The following is a 24,256-nucleotide window of genomic DNA, read 5'->3' on the forward strand; positions in this document are numbered from 1 at the left end:
TTACTGAAGTGAGTAACCCTGTATTCGATGCAAGAACTTGGCGATACGTTCTTCAATCTGGCTCTGGACGGTACTCAACCGCAGTATTTCAACGCCTGCTTTTCGGAGAATACTGTCCTTCAAGGCGTCCCGACGCCGCTGAACATCTGACTCATGTGACCCGCCGTCTACTTCAATCACCGCAAGGGGTTTCTTGCCGACTTTGTAATAAATGACAAAGTCGCAGCTACTTCGGGAGTGCAAAAATGCTGTTTCGTCTTTCGTCAGTGACAGCGAACGGGCGGAAACGATCTGATTCAAGGGAATTTGGGGGAAAACTTTGAGATCCCGATTGGAATCCCGAGTAAGGGATTCACGAAGAATCTGGGCAACGATTTGCTCTGACTTGAAGTCAGAGTCCGAAGATCGAAGCAGATTCTTCAATCGGTTCAGCGAGCTGTCATACTCTCGATACAACAAGTCGAATGCCGAGACCACAGGGGACCTGATGACCTGATTCGGCCCGCCAGAACCGTAATACTCGATATACCTGACCAGTGCCGCAATATGGCCTTGCGCTCTATTGAATACCTCGTCGCCTGTTACGAGGGTGAATTGCTTTTTTGCACGTGAAACAGCAACGTTAACAAGTTGAGGGTCATCGACAAAACTTGTCTGCTGATGGTCATCTGCAGACTTTTTGTCCAGAACTGTGGAAAAAACGATTTCATCGCACTCCCTGCCCTGGAATTTGTGCGCAGTTTTACTCGCGAAATCAGCGGGCAATGCCCCTTCCGCAAGATCCACCTGAGCATTGTAAGGCGCGATAAAACCTCGCCCATCCAAATCTTCAGACAGTCCTTTCTCAGCGCCCTCCAGAGTGTGGAGAATCGAGTCTATTTCACGAAGGTTTTTGAATCCTCGAGCGTGATTACCTTTGGCTGTAACAATCAGCCGCATGGGATCTGGATGCGTCCCCTCGGTCATGGGGATGAGTTGGTTATCGTAAAACTGCTGGTTGCAGAATTGAATGATCATGGGGTCACATCGGTAATGCTCTCTCAGCAAAGTGACCGGTGCGGTCTCACCGAAAACCTTGAGACATGAATCAAGCAAACTTTGCGTTGAACAGTCGTATTTCTCGTCGGGCGGAGCCAGCTCGATCGGTTTAAGAACCGGTTTGAGCTGTTTTGTATCGCCAACAATAATAAGGTTGCGGGCACAGCTCATTGCCAGAATTCCGGGCAAGATGTCCTGCTGGGAGGCCTCATCGATGATGGCATAATCAAGCACAGTGCCAGCCCCTAGCGATGCCAAAACCGAGTGGGTACTGCTTCCGACAATCGGAAAACGCTGAAAAAAGTCCTTGGGCAATTGGCGATGAGCCGCCCCGTTCAAATCGATGTGCGGCCATTTCCTCCGACCCAACTCTGACCGCAAATACGCAAGAGATGACTTGGCAATTTCGAGCATCAACGCTTCCAGATCGTTGTCTTGAAGAGTCTTTTGGACAGTTTCCAGCTCTAGCTCTTTCTGTTGCAGGGCTCTCTCGTAATATTGCTTCTGAAGCAGCTGTACAAGGCCATTTCGCTGCTTCGTGGTGCGAAAATATTTCGTACGGACAATTCGGTAACGGAAGAAAAGTGTCAGGCGATCGCGCAGAGAGATGGGTTTGTCTTCTAGAAGGTTTAAAAATGCGATCAGTTCGATTAGTTGGCTTACGGGAAATTGGTACTTCGCTGAAAGCTTCGAGTCGAAACACTCACCAGCGGATTCCGGATCATCCTCTATCCACTGCGTTAAATGGCGGGCTTCTGCCAACAACTCTCTAATATCGGCCTTTAACAAAGCCGCTTTGGTTTGAGCATCAAGTACCTTCTCAATCGCACCGAGCTGTCGAGTGATGTCCATTAGAGTGGGTACGACGTCTGCTGGTGCGGAGGCTAACTCGGGGATCGAAGGTGGATCTTCAAAGAACCGGTTACGGTTGTCACGATTCCCCAGCTGCGCCGATAGATAGTCGAGGTCATGAGTCTTCAGTTTTTCATAGATATTCTCCACCGCCGAGTTGGCATTGGACAAAACCGCAACGGTTTTTCCCTGCAGGAGAATGTTAGCGATGATGTTCAAGATGGTCTGCGTTTTGCCCGTTCCAGGAGGGCCCTGAATAACGCTTACCTGAGATTGGAAAGCCCGCCGGGTTGCTAAAAGCTGACTTTCATTAAGACCGAATGGAAATATGAGTTGTTCAGGAGCTTCTCGGGACAAAGATGCACCTGAGAAGTAGGCGTTCAATACCGAATCAGGATTCGGCAGAAGTTTATCTAGCTGGTTCTGTAAGAGGCTATCCGGCGAAAACGCCTCGTCATCTTTTGTCGACGCACCTGTTCTTGCTCTCGCCTCGGCGACCTTAAGAAAGTATTGGTAAACCGTACCCTGTTTGAAATTGGCAGATTGCTCAATAACAACATTTTCTCGTTTGAATAAATAATCCTTTTCTGAATTGGGATAGCGAACCAGCGCCTGCTTTTTACCAAACACAGCGACCTTCTTTGCCTCTTGGTAGGAGCGTCCCGAATCTTTCGAGAGCAGGCAATTTTCGAAGACCTCTGTCGGTTCTATCTTGCAATCGGCCAATGGCCGTCGAAAGGTCTTTCCGGACGGGAAACGGACTTCCAGGTCAAAAGACGTTCTTGAACGTTTAATTTCCCAATCAGAGATTTGGTCAGTTTTATCCTGACCACTCATTTCAATCCGAACCATGCCACAGCGCCCTGAACCAATGCGAAAAAGCGTTATTCATCAAGATTCCTTCAATCGCCCGTCAGCTTGAACACGGCATGCTCGATCTCTTCTGCAATTTGGAGAACACTCTGAACCAGGGATGGGCTCAGGTCGATCTCCCCCTCATATTCCGCCAGATTTCTCTTTTTATGAGCTTGATCAAGCACTCGCCATTTCGCCGCCGACAACCCCAGGGTGTGCTGTAAACATTGAAAAACGAGATAGCGATTGTCCGACCGATAGCCGCAATGCCGTAAGGCAGCCAGGGACAGCGCATGTGCAGCGTTATACGAGAGATCAAAACGGCTTTCGATGCTTAGCGATTCGAGACGTGCATCGTTCAAACGAACGGTCCCAGAGCGTATCAATCCTTTGATTTCTTCCACATCGGGAGGCTCCCGATGGAGCTTATTAATCTTGACCAGATTGTCGAGAGATTCCGAATTCATCCAAATTCCCTTTAAGTAGGATGTAAGGCCCATCCAGGACCCTGGTAAGGAAAGACTGCTGTTTCACAAGACGGCTTGTGAAGTCGCTTCGAGTATACACCGTGGGATTAATGGTGCGGGCGAGCGAACGTTCTGCCGGATCAAGTGTTTCGAAAATATCTTCCAGACTCACAGTGTCGGATACTAACAACAGATCAACATCGCTTCCTGCGTGATCAACACCCTTCGCCACTGAGCCGTAAAGCAACGCAACATCAATCTCAGGGTACAGTGGTTGCAACGCCGCATTGATCTGAGATTCTGGGCCAAGCAATTTTGTCACCAGAGAAGCAAGCTCAGCGTAAATCGGGGATTCTCGATTTACCCTGTAGCGCTTTTGCCGGCCTCGTAGATCTTGAAAAACAAGTCCACAATCTACCAGCCGCGCCACTTCTCGTTGCACTGCGCCCGACCCTGCACCAACCGCATCGATTACCTCACGTAGAGCAAATTCGGTATCGGGCCTCAAGAAAAAGAGCTTTAAAACCTTTTGCCGAGTTGAGGGGAAAAGCGCGTCCGCCATTCCCATTTGTGTCGAGTGCTGTTGATTTCCCATACAACCCCTAAAATACCCAATAAAGGTACAATCATACCCAAAATGGGTGCGAAAAGCACTCCCACTCCTCTGATGGCGCGCTGCCACAAACAGTGCGCTTACGCCTGGCCAAAAGACTGGGTTTTCTCCAATTTTTTGGTACCTTCGTGACTATCGGAGGGCGAAGCTGTTTCGCCCCTGTGAACGAGCGAGCACCGATGCCTGAACCAACCCCACTTCAAACCCTGCTGGATACCCTCCCCCAATGCGGCCGCGTGGAATGGATTGGCATCCGTCCCGCACGCGGTGAGCCCATGCAGGTCCTCAACAGCGTGGCGGTAACCCCGGGCAAGGGCCTGGAGGGCGACCGATTCAAGGGTCGCGACACCAGCAAACGCCAGGTCACCCTGATCCAGCAGGAGCACCTGAGCGCCATTGCCTCCTGTCTTCACCGCGAGGCCATCGCACCCGAGGTTTTCCGGCGCAACATCGTGGTGTCTGGCCTGAACCTGCTGGCGCTGAAGGGCAAGCAATTCCGAATTGGCAGCGTGGTGCTGGAATACACCGGCCTTTGCCACCCATGCAGCAAGATGGAGACCGCGCTTGGGCCTGGTGGTTACAACGCCATGCGGGGGCATGGCGGAATCACAACGCGGGTGGTTGAGGCGGGGGAGATTGGGCTTGGGGATGACGTTCGGGTCTGCGACTAACATCCCAACGCGCAAATCTCCCGCTTCAGCGTTATAGTGCCCCGATGAATTATCCCCAGCGAATTGTCTGCCTAACCGAAGAAACCACAGAAACCCTCTACGCCATCGGCGCTGAGGATCGCATCGTCGGTATATCCGGCTTCACCGTCAGGCCCGAAAGAGCACGGAAGGAAAAGCCCAAGGTCTCTGCCTTCACCTCCGCCAAGATCGGGAAAATCCTGGAACTGAAGCCAGACCTGGTGGTGGGGTTCTCAGACATGCAGGCCGACATCGCAGCCGAGCTGGTGCGCAGCGGCGTGGCCGTGCACATCTTCAATCAACGCACCGTCGCGGGCATCCTTTCGATGATCCGAACCCTCGGCGGCATACTGGGCCTCACGGACCAAACCGACGCCTACGCCCAGGCGCTATCCGACAGGATTGAAGGAATCAGAGCGGAAAGAGCGGCGCCCAATCGCCCCCGGGTCTACTTCGAGGAATGGGGCGACCCAATGATCACCGGAATTGGCTGGGTGTCGGAGCTGATCGGCATTGCCGGTGGCGAGGATATCTTTCCGGAACGGGCAGCCGAGCCCGGTGCCCGGGAGCGCATCATCGAGAACCCCGAAGACGTCATCCAGCGCAAACCAGACATCATCATCGGCTCCTGGTGCGGGCGTAAATTCCGCCCGGAGCAAGTCGCCGCTCGGCCCGGCTGGCGGGATATTCCAGCCGTGGCGAACAACCACCTGTATGAGATCAAATCACCGCTGATTCTTCAGCCGGGGCCGGCCGCGCTGACGGATGGATTGGATGCGTTGTGTGGGATTATTGATCGGGTGTTAACGTCGTCCAACTCCTAGACAGGGAATTCATGGAAATGAAACCATGGAAGGTCATTCTCACAGAAGCTGCTCTAGCCGATCTTGACGATGTTCTCGAAACCACCCTTGACGGGGATGTTTTTCAGAAGCTCGGCATTTGTGGGGTACTTCTCGAGCAGCTCAACCAGCCTTTTTGTGCCCTCCAGCGGCTTGAGACCGCCAAGGGCCCGGCGCAATGCTCTTATCTTGTCTAAGTCTTTTGGATCCAACAGCAGCTCTTCACGGCGTGTGCTGCTTTTCGAAATATCCAGCGCGGGAAAGATTCGCTGATTCGCAACCTCTCTCGATAAAACCAGCTCCATGTTCCCCGTGCCCTTAAATTCCTCAAAGATAACCTGGTCCATACGGCTGCCGGTATCCACCAGAACGGTTGCCAGAATGGTCAGCGAGCCGCCATTCTCAAGGTTTCGCGCCGAGCCAAACAACCTTCGCGGGATCTCCATCGCTCGGGCATCCACCCCGCCCGACATAGTGCGACCGCTGCTCTTGCGCTCCGCATTGTGCACACGCGAAAGCCGCGTGAGAGAATCAATCACAATCATCACGTTGTGCCCCTCTCCGGCTTGTTGGCGGGCGAGATCAAGCAGTTCATCGGCAACGCGAACGTGATGCGCATAGCTCTCATCCGAAGAAGAAGCGTGTACCTCAGCCGGCACGCTACGCCTGAAATCAGTGACCTCTTCAGGTCGCTCATCTACCAATAGCGCGTAAAGTTTAATCTCGGGATACGCTTTCCCCACCGCCTGGCAAATGTGTTTTAAAACCGTCGATTTCCCAGACCCCGGCGGTGCAACGATCAATCCCCGCTGCCCCATTCCAATCGGCGTGATCAAATCCATCGCGCGCACCGTGAGCTGTTCGGAACCCGACTCCAGGCGAATCCCCGGCGCCGGATTGATTGCCACAGCATTCAGAAAACGTTTTTGTGGATCAGCCTCACCTACATCCTCAACCACGGCTTCGGCTTCCTCAGCCACTGGCTTAGCATCTTTATTGCGTTTTCCGGTTAAACCTAATGTCTTTCTCGTCATGATTGCTTGATAGCTCTTGTTTGATAGATGTTTTTCGAAATGGGCTAACCGCAAAAAACCAGTGTGCGTCGCAAAGGTCTGCACTGACCGATGGGGTTGGATGCGTTGTGTGGGATGATTGAACGGTTGTGAACGAGTGAAAACTGGGAGCAAGGCCGCACTTGGCAGCATTCAACCTCTACACAGTATCGTATCCAAAGAAATAAATCTGTCCCTATTTTCGGACCAGCTTAATGACCCGCTCCAGCATCGGATCTTTGCCTTCCTCACGCCCTTTTCGGCCAAGGTACTTGAGACGGATGTGCGGCGGGATGCCGACATCTTCGTAGATCTCACCGTCGTAGGCCCGGTAGATTTCATTGGACAAGGTCAGGTGCCAGCCATTTGGCAGATGTCGCTCAAGCGTGTCGGAAAGGATGCCCTGGGTAGGCTCGCCAATAAGCGTGAGACGGGGATGCTGCAGCAATGAGAGCACGAAAATTTCTGCGGCACTGGCCGTTAGCTCGCTGGTCAGCACAAACAGGTTGCCCTGATATGTCTCAATGGCAGGCGTGACATAGACAGACTGCTTTCCGGTGAATCCATTGCCATGACGGGCTGACTTGGTGAACGCCAGCCGTTTGCGATCCATCAGGTACGCTGCAAAACGCAGTGCGACACCATCGTACCCTCCACCATTATTGCGAAGATCGATCACCAGATTGGGCAGCTCGCCAACCTCTGCCAGCACCCGCTTCATCACATTGTCGACTGCATTGAGATCCGCCGCCGGTTTGCCTGACTTGCCGCTTTGCCCGGCCATGGCCCGGATATTCAGGTAGCCGATGAGGTCATTAAGGCGCCCCCACTCCACCAGCCGGTTGCCGCCATGGTTAACGGCGCCTGCGAGATAATCCTCATGGATCACGTCACGCGCCGACTCGTTGAGATCGCCCAGGTAGCTGGTGAGCTCCCGGTCATCATTGGCGTCTTCAAGTTCTCGTATCAGCCGCCTGAACAGCGCCGGCTCGGCACCTGCCCGGTAATGCCCCAAGGGTGAATGCAGACGAATATGGCCATCCCGCAGGGGCCGTAGCATCGCAACCATGATGGCAAAGAGCGTTTCCTGTGATGGGTTCGCGTTAATCTGGGGAAGATAGTGCTGATGCGCCTGGTCCCAGGCCACACCCTTGAGTTCAAACAGGGCGTATTGCTCGTGAAAGGTTCGCCAGAAAACGTCAAAGTTGTATTGCGGATCCTTTGCCCTGTGCCTCTGACTTTCAGTAACAGTGGCGGGCAATCCTTTCAGGCGACGGAAGCTGATGCGTGCTACGCCCGTTACCCGATGGGCACTGAACGCCTGGCCACCCGGGGATACCGCCAAGTCATCGTAATAGTGGCCAAGTTCTTCAATACTGCCCTCATGAATCTTCAGGCAGCTGATGCTGGTTTCTTCAAAAAGGGTGTACCCATCTTCCTCGATCAGCAACACAGTGCCGTAACCCTGGGAACGCCAGACACCCTGCAGGCTTGCAAAATCAGGGCTGGAAAGAGAACTGCCGGGGCGTTGGGCGGGTTTCATAGAGGACTCCAGATCCGTTTCTGTTGTTTTCAGACGTCGGGCTACAGTCACACAACCGGAAAACCGGGACAGATCTATTTTTGCATAACCACACCGTCTTCATTCACCTACAACCGCCCTACCGTGATCGGCAGCGTAAATCGCCAGGGCCAGGCAGATAAGCGTTGCTATAGTGAAACAAGCCCGCTTCACTCCCATAGTGGCGATATCCACTGCAAACGTACAACCCATGGCAGGAGTTTCCCATGCCCACTTACACCGTCACGGTCGCGAATCTGTCTCTGTCGCCGCAGCATAAATCACAGATCGCCGAGGCCATCACAGCGGCCCATAATGCCCAAACCCGCGCTCCCCGGTTCTTCGCCCAGGTTCTGTTTTCTGCGGCCAATGAGGGCGACCACTTTGTGGGAGGCAGAGTGAATACCGCGCCTCAGGTGTATGTGCACGGCCTGGTGCGGGAGGGCAGAAACGTCGAGATCAAACAGGCCCTGATGAGCCAGATGCTGCAAGAAATCGCACAAATCGTCGACATCACAGCTGAAGATGTCTGGATCTATCTGCAGGACATTCCGGCGACCCAGATGATCGAGTTTGGGCGGTTTTTGCCTGCGCCGGGGGAGGAAGCTGAATGGGAAAAGGGAATGTCTCCGGGAAAGCGCGCCACCTTGTCCAACCAACCGCATTACTAAATCTGTCGCAGTTTTCCCAGTCCCAGTTTTCCTGGGTGCGAAAAGCTGAGCGACCGCCTTAGGGATAGACAACTCTTTCGAAGTAAGGTGCGGGATAAGCAGACTTTCTAAGTTAAAAGTGCCAAGAAATAGACTCTCCACACCTTCCCTTTTTAAAGCACCCTTATTGGCATTCCCACCATGTTACAAGCCCTGCCTGGTCAAATTCCACGATTAACTCTTTCGACGTCAGTGCTCTGCGCCTCGCCTCTCTTGATAATTCTTGATAGTCATTGGAGGTTCGGAATGCACGTGCGGAATTCCCTTTATACTCTTTCCACTTATTATCAATAAACTTTATAGTTCTAAAGTTAACACTATCAGCGCTTAGCTTCAGGCCTTTACGAATATAATCATCATCATTTTCAAGAAGTTTCTGAATCGCCTTGGAAAGTAAAGCGTCAAAGGTTATCGCTATAGAAAAAGCTTCCCTCACAAATTGTTTTATGTCCGTAGGAGGCGTGTCGGCACCAGCAACATGAGCAGCACGATGCCGTCTAATCGCCGCACTTCGAAAAATTTCTGCCAATGACAGTCCTGAAGTCAGTCCCAAATCAGAAGCGATTTTGGACATTTGACGCCAGGGGTCCTCGACGTTGAAACATTTCAATACATCTGCAATAGCAGTACCGCTAACATTAGCTTGGGCATGAGCGAATGTATGACTTGATAACTCGAAGTTTGGAGTAGCCGTTGATGAAATCCTCAGTGCATGCTCTTGAATATATGCAGGCTTATCTTCTTTATCTAAGAGACTTAATTGATAGTTAAGAGCAGACAGAACTTCGTACGTTGCAGCGCGCTGCAGCTTTTCTGGTAATTCAGAAAAGGAAATAGTGCATTTGCTAACCTCGGCCATTGCTTCAGAAGACCGCTTTTTAATGAAATCTTCGAGGGAAGCGAAGCTTACTACTGCAAGCCCGTTTCTTAGCATTCTGGCAATTGAATTATGCTGTATTTCAGCTAGTGCCTTATTCTGAACTGAGTCAGTATCAATTGAAGCATCCAAACACCTAATGCGTTCTACAAAATCTGCCTTGGCGGATGGCATATCAAACCTCAACAGTTTCAAGCATATTTTTGAGCTTTGATATTCTGTTCCTAATAGCTAAGGAATCACCAGTAGCTTGTGTAACCGCCTTGTGAAACTCCGGGTCATTGTAATATAGTTCTCGAGTTGCATTTAGGACCTCATCACTGTGCTCCTCAAGCTCTGAAACTCTTGCTTCATCTATCAAAGAAACTGCAACCATCTGCGCATCAAATAATGGTGCAATAAGCTGATCACGCCAACCATTATTCAGTGGTTTCTGAAATGCCAACTCTCCCCATATTCTCTGGCATCCTTCAATGGAAAAGTTGAAAAGATTCCGTAGCCTACCTACGTCACCAAACTGATTCTCTGCCATGAAATCATCCATGGCGATAGCGATTTTTTTCCCAAAACTCTGCCATCTATCGTGAATCGTAAAGAACCTTAAAATCAGCTCTAAATCATCCATGTTTCGATACTGAGCTGACTTTGACGAAGTTATTTTAAGCTTTCTTTTGATAAACTCATTTTCAGACAGCTCGAAAAGCAGTTCATTTAGAGGACCGGCGAACGCTACATTTCTGATTTCTTGGGCCTTTAGCTTTTCCCCACCCGTATTTAGCCTCAGGAAAACTTCGTATTTAAGCTCAGGATCTGATTGCTTAAGCAAGGTTATTACACGCATAAAAGGTCTAATGGACAGTGCGCGCTTTAGCTGGGAAGGAAGCTCTTCAAAGGTAAAACCATTCAACTCCGGGACCTCTTTAAGATCCTTCAATTTGAACTTTCCAGACAAAAACTCAAAAATACTCGTAATCCTCTGCTTTCCATCAATTACAGTATAGGTACCATATTCATCTTCAGATAGATAAACTGGTGGTACGGGTATGTTTAATAAAAATGATTCAATTAAAGCTGACTGCTTTTCAACATGCCAACGATCCCGCCTCTGATAATGCGGAGAAATATCTATAGACTCAAACTTTACCATTTCCGCTATTGCTGAAAGGGAGAAATCTGACTGTTGCGTAACCAAGCTTTCCTGAGCCTTGGCAAATTTTTCTAATATTTCTTTCATACGATACTCACTTTATTAAAAATGCTGATCTAATTGATATTAAGACATTAAATATCAGCAGGAAACCAATTTCCTCACAACTGAAAACTTTCTAAGTCTATGACCTGCAATTCCCGAATGCGCGCCAAGCCATTTATTGGCGACAAATCTCCCGACAAAACATCCGTGTAGACAATTAACGCCTTTCTGTGATTAGTTCCGTATGATGATTTAGTCGCTCTTTTGATATCTTCAAAATTCCAGTCGAGGCACCAGCCAGCTTCATCTGGCTGTGATAGAGATTCAATATGTTCAATCATATGCGAGTACAAAATCTCTACCTGATCCGTCTTAAAAAGGCGCAACGCGGTCAAGTATTCCTCTAAATGAAGAGTTTTTGCTATTTCAAATCGATGTTTATTCAGAACAATATCAAAGTCTTCAATACGACCAGCACAAATCAAGGCCTCAAGAAGGTTCTGAACAGCCGAAGAGAAATCAGGATTAACTTCAATAGCCTTGTTTAGAAGCGCAGCCGCTTCGGTGTATTTGCCCGTCGAGATATACGCCATGGCTTTCTGATTCATGGCTTCTACATCTTGAGGATTGGCCTCCAGAGCCAAACTCATCAACTCAATTGTACGTTCGAAATCATTCTTCTGAAATGCGGAGGCAGCCTGATCATGCAACTCCATTGTGCTAATGCGAGCGTTCTGTTCCTCATTTTCTCTGTTTAGTCGATGGATTTGTTCCGATATGTTCTTGTGTGACCGTTCGATTTCATCCAACCGTTTTTGAGCCTCACTCGTCACATTTTGAAATGTACTCAGCTCACCACGAAACTCCCCTCGGAGCGAAAATATTCCTCGAACACCTAAAAAACCGAGAACTGTGAACAACGCAAGAGCAATCGTCATAACCGTATTTACGGTTTCAAGATTTGAAGAATAAACTTCCTTAAGTAAACTATTTTCAATCTTGTAGTTGAGTTGATCGCGTCTCACCTCATCGAATGAACGATTTAAACTCTCGATGTCGTCACGAAACTTCTGAGCGTCAAGCGCCGCTACCTCCTGCTGCTGGGTATTATTCACAGCAACATCATCTGCAGCTTGGAGTCCAAGCGGCAATAGCGTCACGAGAACGATCATTACTAACAGATTTCTTTGCAAGAAAACCTCCTTCACTGTTCGGCCCGCTACTCTACATAAATATGTAAGAACGCTCGCATCCGACAGCCATTTTTGAGCTTTTGCTCTGATAACCGGGAAATGCGCTTCACCGTATCCAGGGTAACGTTCTTGATCAGGTGATAACGGCTTTTATCGAGAAAGAGTTTGGCGTATAGGTTAACCACCGCTTCCCCGGCCCTACCTTTGAAACAGGGCGATTTGATGACCGCCGCCACGAGAAACAGGGGTATTAGATACCAAATCTCGGTCGGAACGTTGTTCTGGAGGGCGTGCAGTAGCTGAGTGTGGTCCATCCGTTATCCTTAACAGCGGCGTCAGTCCGTTTCTTATAGCTACACACTAGCCTAATCGTAAGGAAACTTCCTACAGGTGGGACGTAAATTTTGGTAAACCGGATAGAAGAAAACCGCCCGGTTCCGCGAGCGGCTTTATGCACTTATCAGTAGCTCTTTGCTTTAATCGATCACACAGTCAGGTGCTTTTTGATCAGCGCATCCGACAGACCTGCAATCTCATCCTCAGCAACCCTCCTCCCCCGATCCAAAATCGCAAACCGATCCGCATACTTCCTAGCAAACGGCAACTTCTGCTCAACCAGAAGAACGGTAAGCCCATCCTCTTCGATCAATCGACGAATAACCTCCCCAATCTGCGCCACAATATTCGGCTGAATCCCCTCCCCTGGCTCATCCAGAATCAGCAGCCTGGGCTCAATCACCAACGCCCTGCCAATAGCCAGTTGCTGTTGCTGCCCACCAGACAGGTCGCCGCCTCTCCGGTGCCGCATTTCCTTGAGTACCGGGAACAGCTCGTACACCCGCTCGGGGATTTTCTTGCTGCCGTCCTTGCGCACCGCCAGCCCGGTGCGCAGGTTTTCTTCCACGGTCAGCAGCGGGAAGATCTGTCGGCCCTGGGGCACGTAGCCAATGCCCAGCCGGGAGCGGTCTTCCACCTTCTTTTTGGTGAGTTCCACGTCGCCAGCAAATTCGATGCTGCCGCTCTTGGTGGTTTCCTCACCCATGATGCATTTCATCAGGGTGGTCTTGCCCACGCCGTTGCGGCCCATTACGCAGGTGCACTGGCCCTGGGGTACGTCCAGGTCCAGATCCCAGAGGGTGTGGCTTTCGCCGTAAAACTGGTTGAGCTTCTGGATCTTCAGCATTACGCCTCCTCCCCCAGGTAAACCTTGATCACTTCCGGGTCGTTGGAGACCTGGTCCATGGTGCCTTCGGCCAGCACGCTGCCCTGGTGCAGCACGGTCACTTTTCTGGCGATGGAGCGCACGAAGCCCATGTCGTGTTCCACCACTACAACCGACTGTTTGCCGGCCAGGCTGGTGAGCAGTTCGGCGGTGCGTTCCATTTCCTGTTCGGTCATGCCGGCCACCGGTTCGTCCACCAGCAACAGGCGCGGCTTCTGCATCAGCAGCATGCCGATTTCCAGCCACTGCTTCTGGCCGTGGGAGAGGATGCCGGCCAGGCGGACCCGCAGGTCTTTCAGGCCGATCATCTCGAGCACTTCGTCGATGCGGTCCCGGAATTCCGGTTTCATGATGGCGGTGAGCGTGGGGAACACGCGCTTGTCTGCCGCCATGGCCAGTTCCAGGTTTTCGAACACGGTGAGCGCTTCGAACACCGTCGGCTTCTGGAACTTGCGGCCGATGCCCAGGCTTGCGATGTCCGGCTCGTTCATGGTGAGCAGGTTGTGGTGGCTGCCGAACCACACGGAGCCGGTGTCCGGCCGGGTTTTACCGGTGATGATGTCCATCATGGTGGTTTTGCCCGCGCCATTAGGCCCGATGATGCAGCGCAGCTCGCCGTCGTCGATGGTGAGGTTGAGGTTGTTGATGGCCTTGAATCCGTCAAAGCTCACGTTCACGTCTTCCAGGTACAGAATCGGGCCGTGGCGCACGTCCACCGGCGATTGCACCTGGGTAAGAAACTCGAATACGTGCTCGCGGTCGGCCAGTTCCTGAAAAATGCTCATGCGGTGGCCTCCTGCCCGGTGGGTGTGTCGTCATCGGTGTTGGCTTTGCGGCGCTTCTGCAGCAGCCCGGCAATGCCCTTGGGCAGGAACACGGTCACCAGCACAAACAGGCCGCCGAGGGCGAACAGCCAGGCGTCCGGCATGATGCCGGTGAACACGGTTTTGGCGTAGTTCACCAGGATGGCGCCGATCACCGCGCCGTAGAGCGTTGCCCGGCCACCCAGGGCCACCCACACCACGATCTCGATAGAGAACAGCGGCGAGAATTCGCTGGGGTTGATGATGCCTACCTGAGGCACATACAGCGCCCCGGCCACACCCGCCAGCATGGCGGAGACCACGAACACGAACAGCTGCACCCGCTCCACCCGGTAGCCCAGGAAGCGAGTGCGGGCCTCGGCATCGCGGCAGGCCACGCTCACCCGGCCCAGCTTACTGGTCACAATGCCGCGGCAGATCACGTAGCCGATGGCCAGGGCAATGCCGGTGGCGATGAACAGCCCGAGGCGGGTGGCGTCGGTGCGCAGGTTGAAGCCGAGAATGTCCTTGAAGTCGGTGAGGCCGTTATTGCCACCAAAGCCCATCTCGTTGCGGAAGAAGGCCAGCATCAGGGCGAAGGTCAGCGCCTGGGTGATGATGGAGAGGTACACCCCGGTCACCCGTGAGCGGAAGGCCAGGAAGCCGAACACCAGCGCCAGCAGGCCCGGAGCCAGCAGCACCATGAGGAAGGCAAACCAGGCCATGTCGAAGCCGTGCCAGAACCAGGGCAGCTCCTGCCAGTTCAGGAACACCATGAAGTCCGGCAGGATGGGATCGCCATACACGCCGCGATCACCAATCTGGCGCATCAGGTACATGCCCATGGCGTAGCCGCCGAGGGCAAAGAAGGCGCCGTGGCCCAGGCTGAGGATACCGAGGTAACCCCACACCAGATCGACGGCCACCGCAAGCAGGGCGTAACACAGGTATTTGCCCAGCAAGGTCACGGTAAAAGCGCTCACATGCAGGGCGCTGCCCTGGGGTATGAACAGGTGGAGGAAGGTCACCACCACCAGGGCTGCGAACAGCACACCCAGGAAAATTTGCGTGGATCGCTCACGCAGGGGTCTTGTCAGCCACATAACTTAACCTTCTGCTGCGCGGCCCTTTTGAGGGAACAATCCCTTCGGCCGTTTCTGGATAAACAGGATGATGAACACCAGCACAATGATCTTGGCGAGTACGGCACCGGCCCAGGGTTCGAGCAGCTGGTTGATGGTGCCCAGGGAAAGCCCGGCAATGAGCGTGCCCCAGAGGTTACCGACGCCACCGAAAACCACCACCATGAAGGAATCGATGATGTAGTTCTGGCCCAGGTTCGGGCCCACGTTGGTGAGCTGGGAGAGCGCCACCCCGGCCAGGCCGGCAACGCCGGAGCCCAGGGCAAAGGTCATAATGTCCACCCGGGTGGCACGGATGCCCATGGAGCGGGCCATGGCGCGGTTCTGGGTTACGGCGCGCACTTCCAGGCCCAGGCGGGTCTTGCGCATGATCAGCATCAGGCCGGTGAAGACAATCAGGGCGAAGGCCAGCACGTACAGGCGGTTCAACGTGAGCGAGAGGGCGTCGTTAATCACCAGGGAGCCGCTCATCCAGTCCGGCGTTACCACGGTGCGGTTCTGTGGGGAGATCACCGTGCGTACCAGCTGCTGCAGGATCAGGCTGATGCCGAAGGTGGCCAGCAGGGTTTCCAGCGGTCGGCCTTTCAGGTACTGGATCACGCTGCGTTCGATGATGATGCCGGCGGTGGCGGCCACCAGGAAGCCGGCGGGTATCGAGAGAATCAGCGCGAGGCCAGGCTGGCCCGGCAGCAGTTGCTGCATGCCCCAGGTGGTGTAGGCACCCAGCATGATCAGCTCGCCGTGGGCCATGTTGATCACGCCCATTACGCCGAAGGTGATGGCCAGGCCGATGGCAGCCAGGACCAGCACCGAGCCGAGAGAAAGCCCGAAATAGAGGGTCTCGGCGGCGCGGTTTAGTTTCAGTTTCTGTTCGATGCTTTCCAGGGCCTTGGCCGCCCGGTTGGCCAGTGCCTCGTTGTCACCTCGCACGGCCTCGTTCAGGGCAGCGCGGGCGCGAGGGTGCAGGCTGCCGGCCAGCACGTCCACGGCCTCCAGGTTGCCCTCGCCTACCCGGTAAATGGCCAGGGCTTCTTCAATTCGGTTGCGCACGGCGGCGTTGTCTTCCACCTCTAGCCGTGCTTCCAGCGGCGCCACCAGGGAGGCGTCCACCTTGCCCATCATGTCCCGGGCGGAGGCTTCCCGCACGTCCGGGTCTTTGGCGTTCAGGTCCAGCATGGCGAGTATGCCCTCAAGCTGGCCCCGGATGCGGTTGTTGATGGCCACTCTGTCCAGCTCTCGGCGGGAGATTTCGCCCAGGTTTTCGCCAGTAAGCGGGTCGGCGATTTCCCAGTCCCGGCCCCGGTTGTTCAGTACCAGCACCACCTGCCCGGTGTCTTCTATCCGGCTGAGGCGGTTGGCCCCGTATGCTTCGAGCCAGCCCCTGGCCCGTTCGTCGCCGCTGCTGACAATGGCATTCACCGCCTCTTCCACCTTGTTGGCCGGTGCCTCGGCAAGGTTGATCAGAAGGGCTTTGCCAGGGTCGGTGTCCTGCGCTGTCGCCGGGAGCGAGAGCAGGGATAACGCAGCCATCAGCAGCAATGTGAGCGATCGGCAGATGCTCATGAGAATGTCCTGTTGGTTGAAAGCGTGGTGCGGGGTGACTGCCGGGGGCAACTCTGCCACCCCCGGCTGTCCTTGGCGCTCGCCCAATATGGCAAGGCCGTTTGAGCCTTACTCGGCTTCCATCGCCATTTCGCCGGCAGAGGCGCCGCAGGTGCCGGTGGCGGTGTTGAAGGTTCCGCAGAACAGCGGCTTGCGCCAGTCGGCGATCATGTCGCGGGAACCCGGCAGGAAGTCAGACCAGGCATCGCCCGCCACGGTGGCCGGGGTTTCCCACACCACGGAGAACTGGCCGTTGTCCTGGATCTCGCCAATCAGCACCGGCTTGGTGATGTGATGGTTGGGCATCATGGTGGCGTAGCCGCCGGTGAGGTTGGGCACGGTTACGCCGATGATGGCGTCTTTCACCGCGTCCACGTCGGTGGTGCCGGCTTTCTTCACCGCCTCAACGTACATGTTGAAGCCGATGTAGTGGGCTTCCATCGGGTCGTTGGTTACGGCGTCTTCCTTGCCGGTGTACTCGATCCACTGGTCGATGAAGGCGTAGTTGGCGTCGTTGTCCACGCTCATGAAGTAGTTCCAGGCGGCCAGGTGGCCCACCAGCGGCGCGGTGTCGATGCCGGAGAGTTCCTGCTCACCCACGGAGAAGGCCACCACCGGGATGTCGGCGGCAGAAATGCCCTGGTTGCCCAGCTCGCGGTAGAACGGCACGTTGGCATCGCCGTTGATGGTGGACACCACGGCAGTTTTCTTGCCGGCGGAGCCGAAGCGCTTGATGTCGGAGACGATGTTCTGCCAGTCGGAATGACCAAACGGGGTGTAGTTGATCATGATGTCTTCCTTGGCCACCCCTTTGTCCATCAGGTAGGTCTCAAGGATCTTGTTGGTGGTGCGCGGGTACACGTAATCCGTGCCCGCCAGCACCCAGCGCTCCACGCCGATTTCATTCATCAGGTAGTTCACCGCCGGAATCGCCTGCTGGTTGGGCGCCGCGCCGGTGTAGAACACGTTCTCGGAGGATTCCTCACCCTCGTACTGCACCGGGTAGAACAGCAGGCCGTTCAGCTCTTCCACCACCGGCAGTACCGATTTGCGGGAAACCGAGGTCCAGTTGCCGAAGATCACGTCCACTTTTTCCTGGGCCAGCAGCTCCCGGGCTTTTTCCGCGAACAGCGGCCAGTTGGAGGCCGGGTCTACAACCACCGCTTCCATCTGGCGACCGAGCACACCGCCCTTGGCGTTCTGTTGCTCGATCAGCATTTCAACAGTGTCTTTGAGTACGGTTTCACTGATGGCCATGGTGCCGGAGAGGCTGTGCAGGATGCCCACCTTGATGGGGTCTTCCGCTGCCACGGAATTAAAGGAGATGGAAAGTGCGAGTGCAGAGAGGCCCAGTTTCACGTGTTTTTTGAAGCTCATGTCGTGCGTCCTTTTCTTGAGTTGGGTCTTGCCTTTAGTCGTGTGTTGAAGCGTGCAGTTCGTCATGAAACGCACCGGAGCCTCTGCATCTGCTGTTCCACATTCCCTGCAAATTTAGCTAAAACAATCAGTTAACTAGTATACAAGCCGACAGACCCCCACCCTGCACCTGCTTACACCCCGCCAACCCCCTGTTTTACAGACCAGTTTTGGTGCGCCCGCACCGGCATTGGGCAGGCCTCGCCAGCGCGACCTCACGCACAAAAACCATAACCCTCTGTTTTTAAATGTTAATCAAGAAAAATCCGCAAATGGCACAGGCATTGCCATTCCACATGTATACAAGATGAATCGCACATGAGGACAACCAATGCCTTCAACACTCGGATGGACCATCAAGGACTGGCAGAACGCCTACAGAGAGGGCGCATCGCCGGCAGCGCTGCTGGGCGAACTGCTGAGCGGGCTGGATACTGAGGATGCCGCCTGGATCTCCCTGCTCGACGGCGATGGCCTCAGCCGCGCACTGGCAGACCTGGACCAGACTCTGGAAGCCGCGGGTGGCGACAAAGGTGCACTGCCTCTTTATGGCGTTCCATTCGCCGCCAAGGACAACATCGACGCCGAGGGCTTCAAAACCACCGCCGCCTGCCCGGCCTTTGCCTACACCCCGGAACAGGACGCCAAGGTCATCGCGCGCCTGAAAGCCGCCGGCGCGGTGGTGATCGGCAAGACCAATCTGGACCAGTTCGCCACCGGCCTGGTCGGCACCCGCTCCCCTTATGGCGCGGTGCCCAACAGCTTCAAGCCGGAGGTGGTCAGCGGTGGTTCCAGTTCCGGCTCAGCGTCGGTAGTGGCCCGGGGCCTGGTGCCGTTTTCCCTGGGCACCGACACCGCCGGCTCCGGCCGGGTGCCGGCAGGCCTGAACAACCTGGTCGGCCTGAAGCCGACCAAGGGCCTGTTCAGCATTCGCGGCGTGGTGCCGGCCTGTCGCTCGCTGGATTGCGTCTCGATCTTTGCGCTGACAGTCAACGACGCCGGGCGGGTATCGGAGGCCATGGCCGGTTTCGATGCCGGCGATGCCTTCTCACGCAAGGCGCCTTACGCCCTGCCCCTGGATGGCCCTGCCCTGCGCCGTCCCGGCCCGATCAGACGACTCGCCATTCCCGAGCATCCGCAATGGTTTGGCGACCAGAACGCGGAAGCGGCCTGGAACACCGCCATCAGCCTGTGGCGTGGGCTGGATGTGGAGGTCGTTCCCCTGAATTTCAGCCCCATGCTGGAACTGGCGGCGCTGCTTTATGAGGGCCCTTGGGTGGCCGAGCGCCACGCCGCCGTGGAAGCATTCATGGCCAGCCACGCCGGGGAGATGAACCCGGTGGTGAAAGGCATTATCGGCAACGGCGGAAAGTTCAGCGCCACCGATACCTTCAAGGCCCAGTACCGCAAGGAAGAACTGCAACGGGAGATCGACGCGCTACTGGCCGATATCGACGCTCTGCTGGTGCCTACGGCGCCAACGGCGCCCACCATTGAGGCGGTGAACGCCGACCCGGTAACCCTGAACAGCCAGCTGGGCACCTATACCAACTTCGTGAACCTGGCGGACATGAGCGCCCTGGCCGTGCCCGCCGGCTTCCGGGACGACGGCCTGCCGTTCGGCGTCACGCTCATCAGCGGCGCCTGGAAGGATGCGGAGCTGCAGCACCTGGCCTGCCAATGGCTGAACGCCCACCCCACCAAATTGGGCGCCACCGACAAACCCCGCCCCGAAGAAGAGCCCGGCGCGGCCATATCAACGCCCACCGTGCAAGTGGCGGTAGTGGGCGCTCACCTCAGCGGCATGCCCCTGAACACCCAGCTGACCGAGCGCTTCTCGGTGCTGCTGGAGCAGACCACCACCTCCGCCAACTACCGGTTGTACGCCCTGCCCAACACCACGCCGCCGAAACCGGGCCTGAAAAGAGTGGCCGCTGGTGAAGGCGAGCAAATCATCGTGGAAGTCTGGGAAATGCCCGCCTCGGCGTTTGGCTCCTTCGTGGACCTGATTCCTGCACCGCTCGGCATCGGCAACGTGGAGCTGGCCGATGGCCGCTGGGTGAACGGCTTTATCTGCGAAGGCTACGGCTTCGATGGCGCCCGGGATGTCACCGAATTCGGCGGCTGGCGCGCCTACATCAACGCACTCAAATCCGGCACGGCATAAGGAGAACCGCCATCATGTTTAGCAAAGTTCTGATCGCCAACCGAGGCGAAATCGCCGTTCGCACCATCCGCACCCTCAAGGCCATCGGCGTTGGCAGCGTGGCTGTCTACTCCCACCAGGATCGCCACAGCCTGCACGTGACCCTGGCCGATGAATCCGTGGCACTCACCGGTAACGGCGCCAGCGAAACCTACCTGGACAAGGCCCAAATCCTGTCGGCGGCGAAGCACACCGGCGCCGAGGCGATTATTCCGGGGTATGGCTTTCTCTCCGAGAACGCGGACTTCGCCGAGGCCTGCGAGGCCGATGGCATTGCCTTTATCGGCCCCACGGCCGACCAGATGCGCGAATTCGGCCTGAAGCACCGGGCCCGGGAATTGGCGGAAGCCGCCGGTGTGCCCCTGGCCCCGGGCAGCGGCCTGCTGGAAAGCCTGGACGAAGCCCTGCAAACCGCCGAGCGCCTGGGCTACCCGGTGATGCTGAAGAGCACCGCCGGCGGTGGCGGCATCGGCCTGACCCGCTGCAACAGTGACAGTGAATTGCGCGACGCCTTTGAAACCGTGCGCCGCCAGGGCCAGAGCTTCTTTAATGACAGCGGCGTGTTCCTGGAGCGCTTCATCGCCCGGGCCCGCCATGTGGAAGTGCAGATGTTCGGCGATGGCGCCGGCAATGTGGTGGCCCTGGGCGAACGGGACTGCTCGCTGCAGCGCCGGAACCAGAAAGTGGTGGAGGAAACCCCGGCACCGAACCTACCGGTGGCCACTCGCCAGAAGATGCTGGATGCCGCCGTCTCCCTCGGGCAGTCGGTAAATTACCGCTCCGCGGGCACCGTGGAGTACATCTACGACGCCGACCGGGACGAGTTCTACTTCCTGGAAGTGAATACCCGCTTACAGGTTGAGCACCCGGTCACCGAGTCGGTCACCGGCCTGGACCTGATCGAATGGATGCTGAAAATCGCCGCCGGCGAAAGCCCGGACCTGGCGAACTTCGAGCCGGCTCTGAACGGCGCCTCCATGGAGGTGCGCATCTACGCCGAAGATCCCTTGAAGGACTTCCAGCCCTCCCCCGGTGAGCTGACCGACGTGCACTGGCCGGAAGACGGCGTACGGGTCGATACCTGGGTGGAAAACGGCAGCGAGGTGTCCGCCCATTACGACCCCATGATCGCCAAGCTGATTGTGCACGGCCAAGACCGGCACGAGGCCCTGGCCAAACTGAAAGCCGCCCTGGCGGAAACCCGGCTGATGGGCATTGCCACCAACCTGGATTACCTGCGCCAGGTGGTGGCCCAGCAGAGCTTTGCCGATGGCATTGTCTCTACCCGCGCCCTGGAGAGTTTCGATTTCAAACCCTCGGTGGCCGAAGTGGTCAAACCAGGCACCTACACCACCGTGCAGGACTATCCCGGCCGCGTGGGCTACTGGAACATCGGCGTGCCGCCCAGTGGTCCCATGGACGACTACGCCTTCCGGATTGCCAACCGCATTGTCGGCAACCACACCGAAGCCGCCGGCCTGGAAGCCACCCTGATCGGCCCCAGCCTGAAGTTCCACAAGGACTCCGTGGTTGCCCTCACCGGTGCGCTTACAGACGCGACCCTGGACGACAAACCGGTGGAATTCTGGAAACCCATCACTGTGAAGGCCGGCCAGGTTCTGGCGGTGGGCAAGGCTATCAAGGGCTGCCGCACCTATCTGGCGGTGCGCGGTGGCTTTGATGTGCCGGTGTACCTGGGCAGCCGCTCCACCTTCGCCCTCGGCCAGTTCGGCGGCCACGGCGGACGGCCTTTGCGACCCGGCGACATGCTCGGCATCAGCCAGATCGATCTGCCGGCCTGCACCACCACGGCACCGACCCACGACCCGGCCCCGGCGGATCCGGACCTGATCCCCGACTATCCGGACCATTGGGAAATCGGCGTGCTCTATGGCCCCCACGGCGCCCCGGATTTCTTCACCGAAAAGTCCATCGAGAAGTTCTTCGAGCAGGACTGGGAAGTGCACTACAACTCCAACCGCCTGGGCATCCGCCTGAACGGACCCAAGCCCGAATTCACCCGGGCCGACGGCGGCGAGGCGGGGCTGCACCCCTCCAACATCCATGACTGCGAATACGCGATCGGCTCTATCAACTTCACCGGCGACATGCCGGTCATCCTCACCAAGGACGGCCCCAGCCTGGGCGGCTTTGTGTGCCCGGTGACCATCGCCAAGGCGGAGCTGTGGAAGGTCGGCCAGGTGAAACCCGGCGATACGATCCGGTTCGTGGCCATCGATAACGACACCGCCGTGAAACTCTCCGAGCGCCAGGAACTGGCCATCAAGAGCCTGATGGCACCGCCGATGGTAGACCTGGTGAAGCCGGATCTTGAACCGGTGAACGGCCTGTCCGCCACCATCCTGGCCCACCTGGCCGAAACCGATGGGCGCCCGGAAGTGACCTACCGCCAGGCCGGCGACCAGTACATCCTGCTGGAATACGGCCCCAACGTGATGGACCTGGGCTTCCGCCTGCGCATCCACGCCCTGATGGAAGCCATCGCCGACGTGCAACCCAACGGCCTGCTGGAGCTCTCGCCGGGCGTGCGCTCGCTGCAATTGCGCTACGACGCCCGGATTCTCACGCAGGAAGCGCTGATGACCTACCTGCTGGACCTGGAAGCCACCCTGCCGCCCACCGATGAGCTGAAAGTGCGCAGCCGGGTCATTCACCTGCCCATGGCCTTCGAAGACAGCGCCACCCTGGAAGCCGTCGACAAATACCGCCAGTCGGTGCGCGACACCGCCCCCTGGCTGCCCAACAACGTCGACTTCATGCAACGCATCAACGGCCTGCCCAGCCGCGAGGCCGTCCGCGACATCCTGTTCTCGGCAAGATACCTGGTGCTGGGCCTGGGCGACGTCTACCTCGGCGCACCCTGCGCGGTTCCGCTGGACCCGAGGCACCGCATGCTCACCTCCAAGTACAACCCGGCCCGCACCTACACGGCCGAGGGCACCGTGGGCATCGGCGGCGTGTACATGTGCATCTACGGCATGGATTCCCCCGGCGGCTACCAGCTGGTCGGCCGCACCCTGCCCATCTGGAACAAATACCTGAAGAACCCCCAGTTCGCCGAAGGCGCCCCCTGGCTGCTGCGGTTCTTCGACCAGGTGTGCTACTACCCGGTCACCGAAGCCGAACTGAACGAAATGCGCGACCAGTTCCGCGCCGGCCAGCTGACGGTGAAAATTGAGGAAGAAACCTTCGACCTCAAATCCCACCAGGCCTTCCTGGACGCCAACGCCGACTCCATCGCCGAGTTCCGCGAACTACAGCAGGCGGCCTATGCTAAAGAGGTGGCCCTGTGGAAAGACAGCGAAGCCGCGGAACTGGACAAACTCGCCAAGGCACCGCCCAAACCGGAGGTGTCTGATCTCGCGAAATTCGGCGAACTGGTGAGCGCGGAGATTGCCGGCAACATCTGGAAGTGCCTGGTGAAACCGGGCGATACCGTGGCCGAGGGTGATCCATTGGTGATCGTGGAGGCTATGAAAATGGAATTCGAGATAAACGCGACCCAGGCCGGGGAGATCAGTGCCATGCATGTGGAGCCTGGCAAAGCCGTTACTCCGGGGGAGCCTTTGTTGAGCATCAAGGTTTGAGGTTTGGTCTGGCTTTGACTTCGGAGTTTGGCCGCCTCTGGCCGCTGGCTTGGGGGTTTAGCCGATGGTGGCAGGTCTGTCACAGACACGCCGTGAATACGTCCATGTAGGCTTGATCGCAGCATCCATGCTGCTCACAGTCTGTGACAGACCTGCCACCACCGGCTTTCGGACAAGGGAGTCGGGCGTGGATGTCGGGAAGGCTTTGCAAAAGTGTGAGCAGCAGGGATGCTGCGATCAAGCCCCCATGGATGGGTTCACGGCGTCTTTTGCAAAGCCTTCCCGATAGCCGCGCCCAGCGGCCAAACTCCACCCA

Annotated in this window: 19 protein-coding genes; 5 read left to right on the forward strand and 14 right to left on the reverse strand. The window is 56.2% G+C overall.

Annotation, left to right across the window (positions count from 1 at the left end):
• Genes BM344_RS06520 through BM344_RS06530 form a run of 3 tightly spaced genes read right to left on the reverse strand, consistent with a single transcriptional unit; the run spans position 1 to position 3,807 of the window.
• A complete protein-coding gene (locus tag BM344_RS06520; RefSeq protein ID WP_091987399.1) occupies positions 1-2,742 on the reverse strand; it encodes an AAA domain-containing protein in 2,742 nt (913 codons plus the stop codon).
• A 50-nt stretch (positions 2,743-2,792) separates the two neighbouring features.
• Positions 2,793-3,149, reverse strand: coding sequence for a hypothetical protein (locus BM344_RS06525; protein WP_322853414.1), 357 nt, complete (start codon positions 3,147-3,149; stop codon positions 2,793-2,795).
• Positions 3,150-3,174: 25 nt separating this feature from the next.
• Entirely contained in the window at positions 3,175-3,807 is a 633-nt protein-coding gene (locus BM344_RS06530; RefSeq protein ID WP_228143563.1) for a nucleotidyltransferase domain-containing protein, read from the reverse strand.
• Positions 3,808-4,004: 197 nt separating this feature from the next.
• Between BM344_RS06530 and BM344_RS06535 the strand changes: the two genes are divergently transcribed.
• Together BM344_RS06535 and BM344_RS06540 are read left to right on the forward strand one after the other, a co-directional pair.
• The gene (locus BM344_RS06535) at positions 4,005-4,496 is read left to right on the forward strand and encodes an MOSC domain-containing protein (RefSeq protein ID WP_091987406.1); all 492 of its coding nucleotides are present in this window, start codon (positions 4,005-4,007) and stop codon (positions 4,494-4,496) included.
• A gap of 44 nt (positions 4,497-4,540) precedes the next feature.
• Positions 4,541-5,338 (forward strand): cobalamin-binding protein, encoded by a 798-nt coding sequence (locus BM344_RS06540; RefSeq protein ID WP_091987408.1) that lies wholly within the window; start codon positions 4,541-4,543, stop codon positions 5,336-5,338.
• Positions 5,339-5,391: 53 nt separating this feature from the next.
• Here the strand turns inward: BM344_RS06540 and rho are convergent, their stop codons facing one another.
• Together rho and BM344_RS06550 are read right to left on the reverse strand one after the other, a co-directional pair.
• Positions 5,392-6,561, reverse strand: coding sequence for a transcription termination factor Rho (gene rho, locus BM344_RS06545; protein ID WP_228143564.1), 1,170 nt, complete (start codon positions 6,559-6,561; stop codon positions 5,392-5,394).
• Between the two features lie 43 nt (positions 6,562-6,604).
• Positions 6,605-7,951 carry a S41 family peptidase gene (locus tag BM344_RS06550; protein WP_091987414.1) on the reverse strand — a complete coding sequence of 449 codons (1,347 nt, stop codon included), beginning with the start codon at positions 7,949-7,951 and terminating at the stop codon, positions 6,605-6,607.
• Between the two features lie 245 nt (positions 7,952-8,196).
• Here BM344_RS06550 and BM344_RS06555 point away from each other — a divergent pair, with 245 nt between their 5' ends.
• The gene (locus BM344_RS06555; protein ID WP_091987416.1) at positions 8,197-8,640 is read left to right on the forward strand and encodes a tautomerase family protein; all 444 of its coding nucleotides are present in this window, start codon (positions 8,197-8,199) and stop codon (positions 8,638-8,640) included.
• 163 nt (positions 8,641-8,803) lie between these two features.
• Here BM344_RS06555 and BM344_RS06560 read toward each other — a convergent pair whose 3' ends face one another.
• The 9 genes from BM344_RS06560 to urtA form a co-directional block, all read right to left on the reverse strand.
• Positions 8,804-9,730, reverse strand: a complete 927-nt coding sequence (locus BM344_RS06560) for a HEPN domain-containing protein (protein ID WP_091987418.1) — start codon at positions 9,728-9,730, stop codon at positions 8,804-8,806.
• 1 nt (position 9,731) lies between these two features.
• Complete coding sequence (locus tag BM344_RS06565) at positions 9,732-10,790, reverse strand: DUF262 domain-containing protein (RefSeq protein ID WP_091987421.1); 1,059 nt, start codon at positions 10,788-10,790, stop codon at positions 9,732-9,734.
• Positions 10,791-10,864: 74 nt separating this feature from the next.
• Positions 10,865-11,941: a tetratricopeptide repeat protein gene (locus tag BM344_RS06570; protein WP_139229631.1), complete on the reverse strand. Its 1,077-nt coding sequence runs from the start codon at positions 11,939-11,941 to the stop codon at positions 10,865-10,867.
• A gap of 26 nt (positions 11,942-11,967) precedes the next feature.
• The gene (locus BM344_RS06575; RefSeq protein ID WP_091987426.1) at positions 11,968-12,255 is read right to left on the reverse strand and encodes a hypothetical protein; all 288 of its coding nucleotides are present in this window, start codon (positions 12,253-12,255) and stop codon (positions 11,968-11,970) included.
• A gap of 170 nt (positions 12,256-12,425) precedes the next feature.
• A complete protein-coding gene (urtE, locus tag BM344_RS06580) occupies positions 12,426-13,124 on the reverse strand; it encodes an urea ABC transporter ATP-binding subunit UrtE (protein WP_091987429.1) in 699 nt (232 codons plus the stop codon).
• Complete coding sequence (gene urtD, locus BM344_RS06585) at positions 13,124-13,948, reverse strand: urea ABC transporter ATP-binding protein UrtD (RefSeq protein ID WP_091987431.1); 825 nt, start codon at positions 13,946-13,948, stop codon at positions 13,124-13,126. The genes urtE and urtD overlap by 1 nt, the downstream gene beginning before the upstream one ends.
• The gene (urtC, locus tag BM344_RS06590; protein ID WP_091987434.1) at positions 13,945-15,069 is read right to left on the reverse strand and encodes an urea ABC transporter permease subunit UrtC; all 1,125 of its coding nucleotides are present in this window, start codon (positions 15,067-15,069) and stop codon (positions 13,945-13,947) included. Before urtC ends, urtD begins: the two co-directional genes overlap by 4 nt.
• 3 nt (positions 15,070-15,072) lie before the next feature.
• Positions 15,073-16,671, reverse strand: coding sequence for an urea ABC transporter permease subunit UrtB (gene urtB / locus BM344_RS06595; RefSeq protein ID WP_091987436.1), 1,599 nt, complete (start codon positions 16,669-16,671; stop codon positions 15,073-15,075).
• 108 nt (positions 16,672-16,779) lie between these two features.
• Positions 16,780-18,087, reverse strand: a complete 1,308-nt coding sequence (gene urtA / locus BM344_RS06600) for an urea ABC transporter substrate-binding protein (protein WP_091987439.1) — start codon at positions 18,085-18,087, stop codon at positions 16,780-16,782.
• Positions 18,088-18,457: 370 nt separating this feature from the next.
• On the opposite strand from urtA, the gene atzF reads away from it, so the two are divergent.
• Positions 18,458-20,293 carry an allophanate hydrolase gene (gene atzF / locus BM344_RS06605; protein ID WP_091987441.1) on the forward strand — a complete coding sequence of 612 codons (1,836 nt, stop codon included), beginning with the start codon at positions 18,458-18,460 and terminating at the stop codon, positions 20,291-20,293.
• Positions 20,294-20,307: 14 nt separating this feature from the next.
• A complete protein-coding gene (uca, locus tag BM344_RS06610) occupies positions 20,308-23,940 on the forward strand; it encodes an urea carboxylase (protein ID WP_091987443.1) in 3,633 nt (1,210 codons plus the stop codon).
• Positions 23,941-24,256 lie beyond the last annotated feature (316 nt).

This window comes from Marinobacter gudaonensis (assembly GCF_900115175.1).
Classification (GTDB): Bacteria; Pseudomonadota; Gammaproteobacteria; order Pseudomonadales; family Oleiphilaceae; genus Marinobacter; species Marinobacter gudaonensis.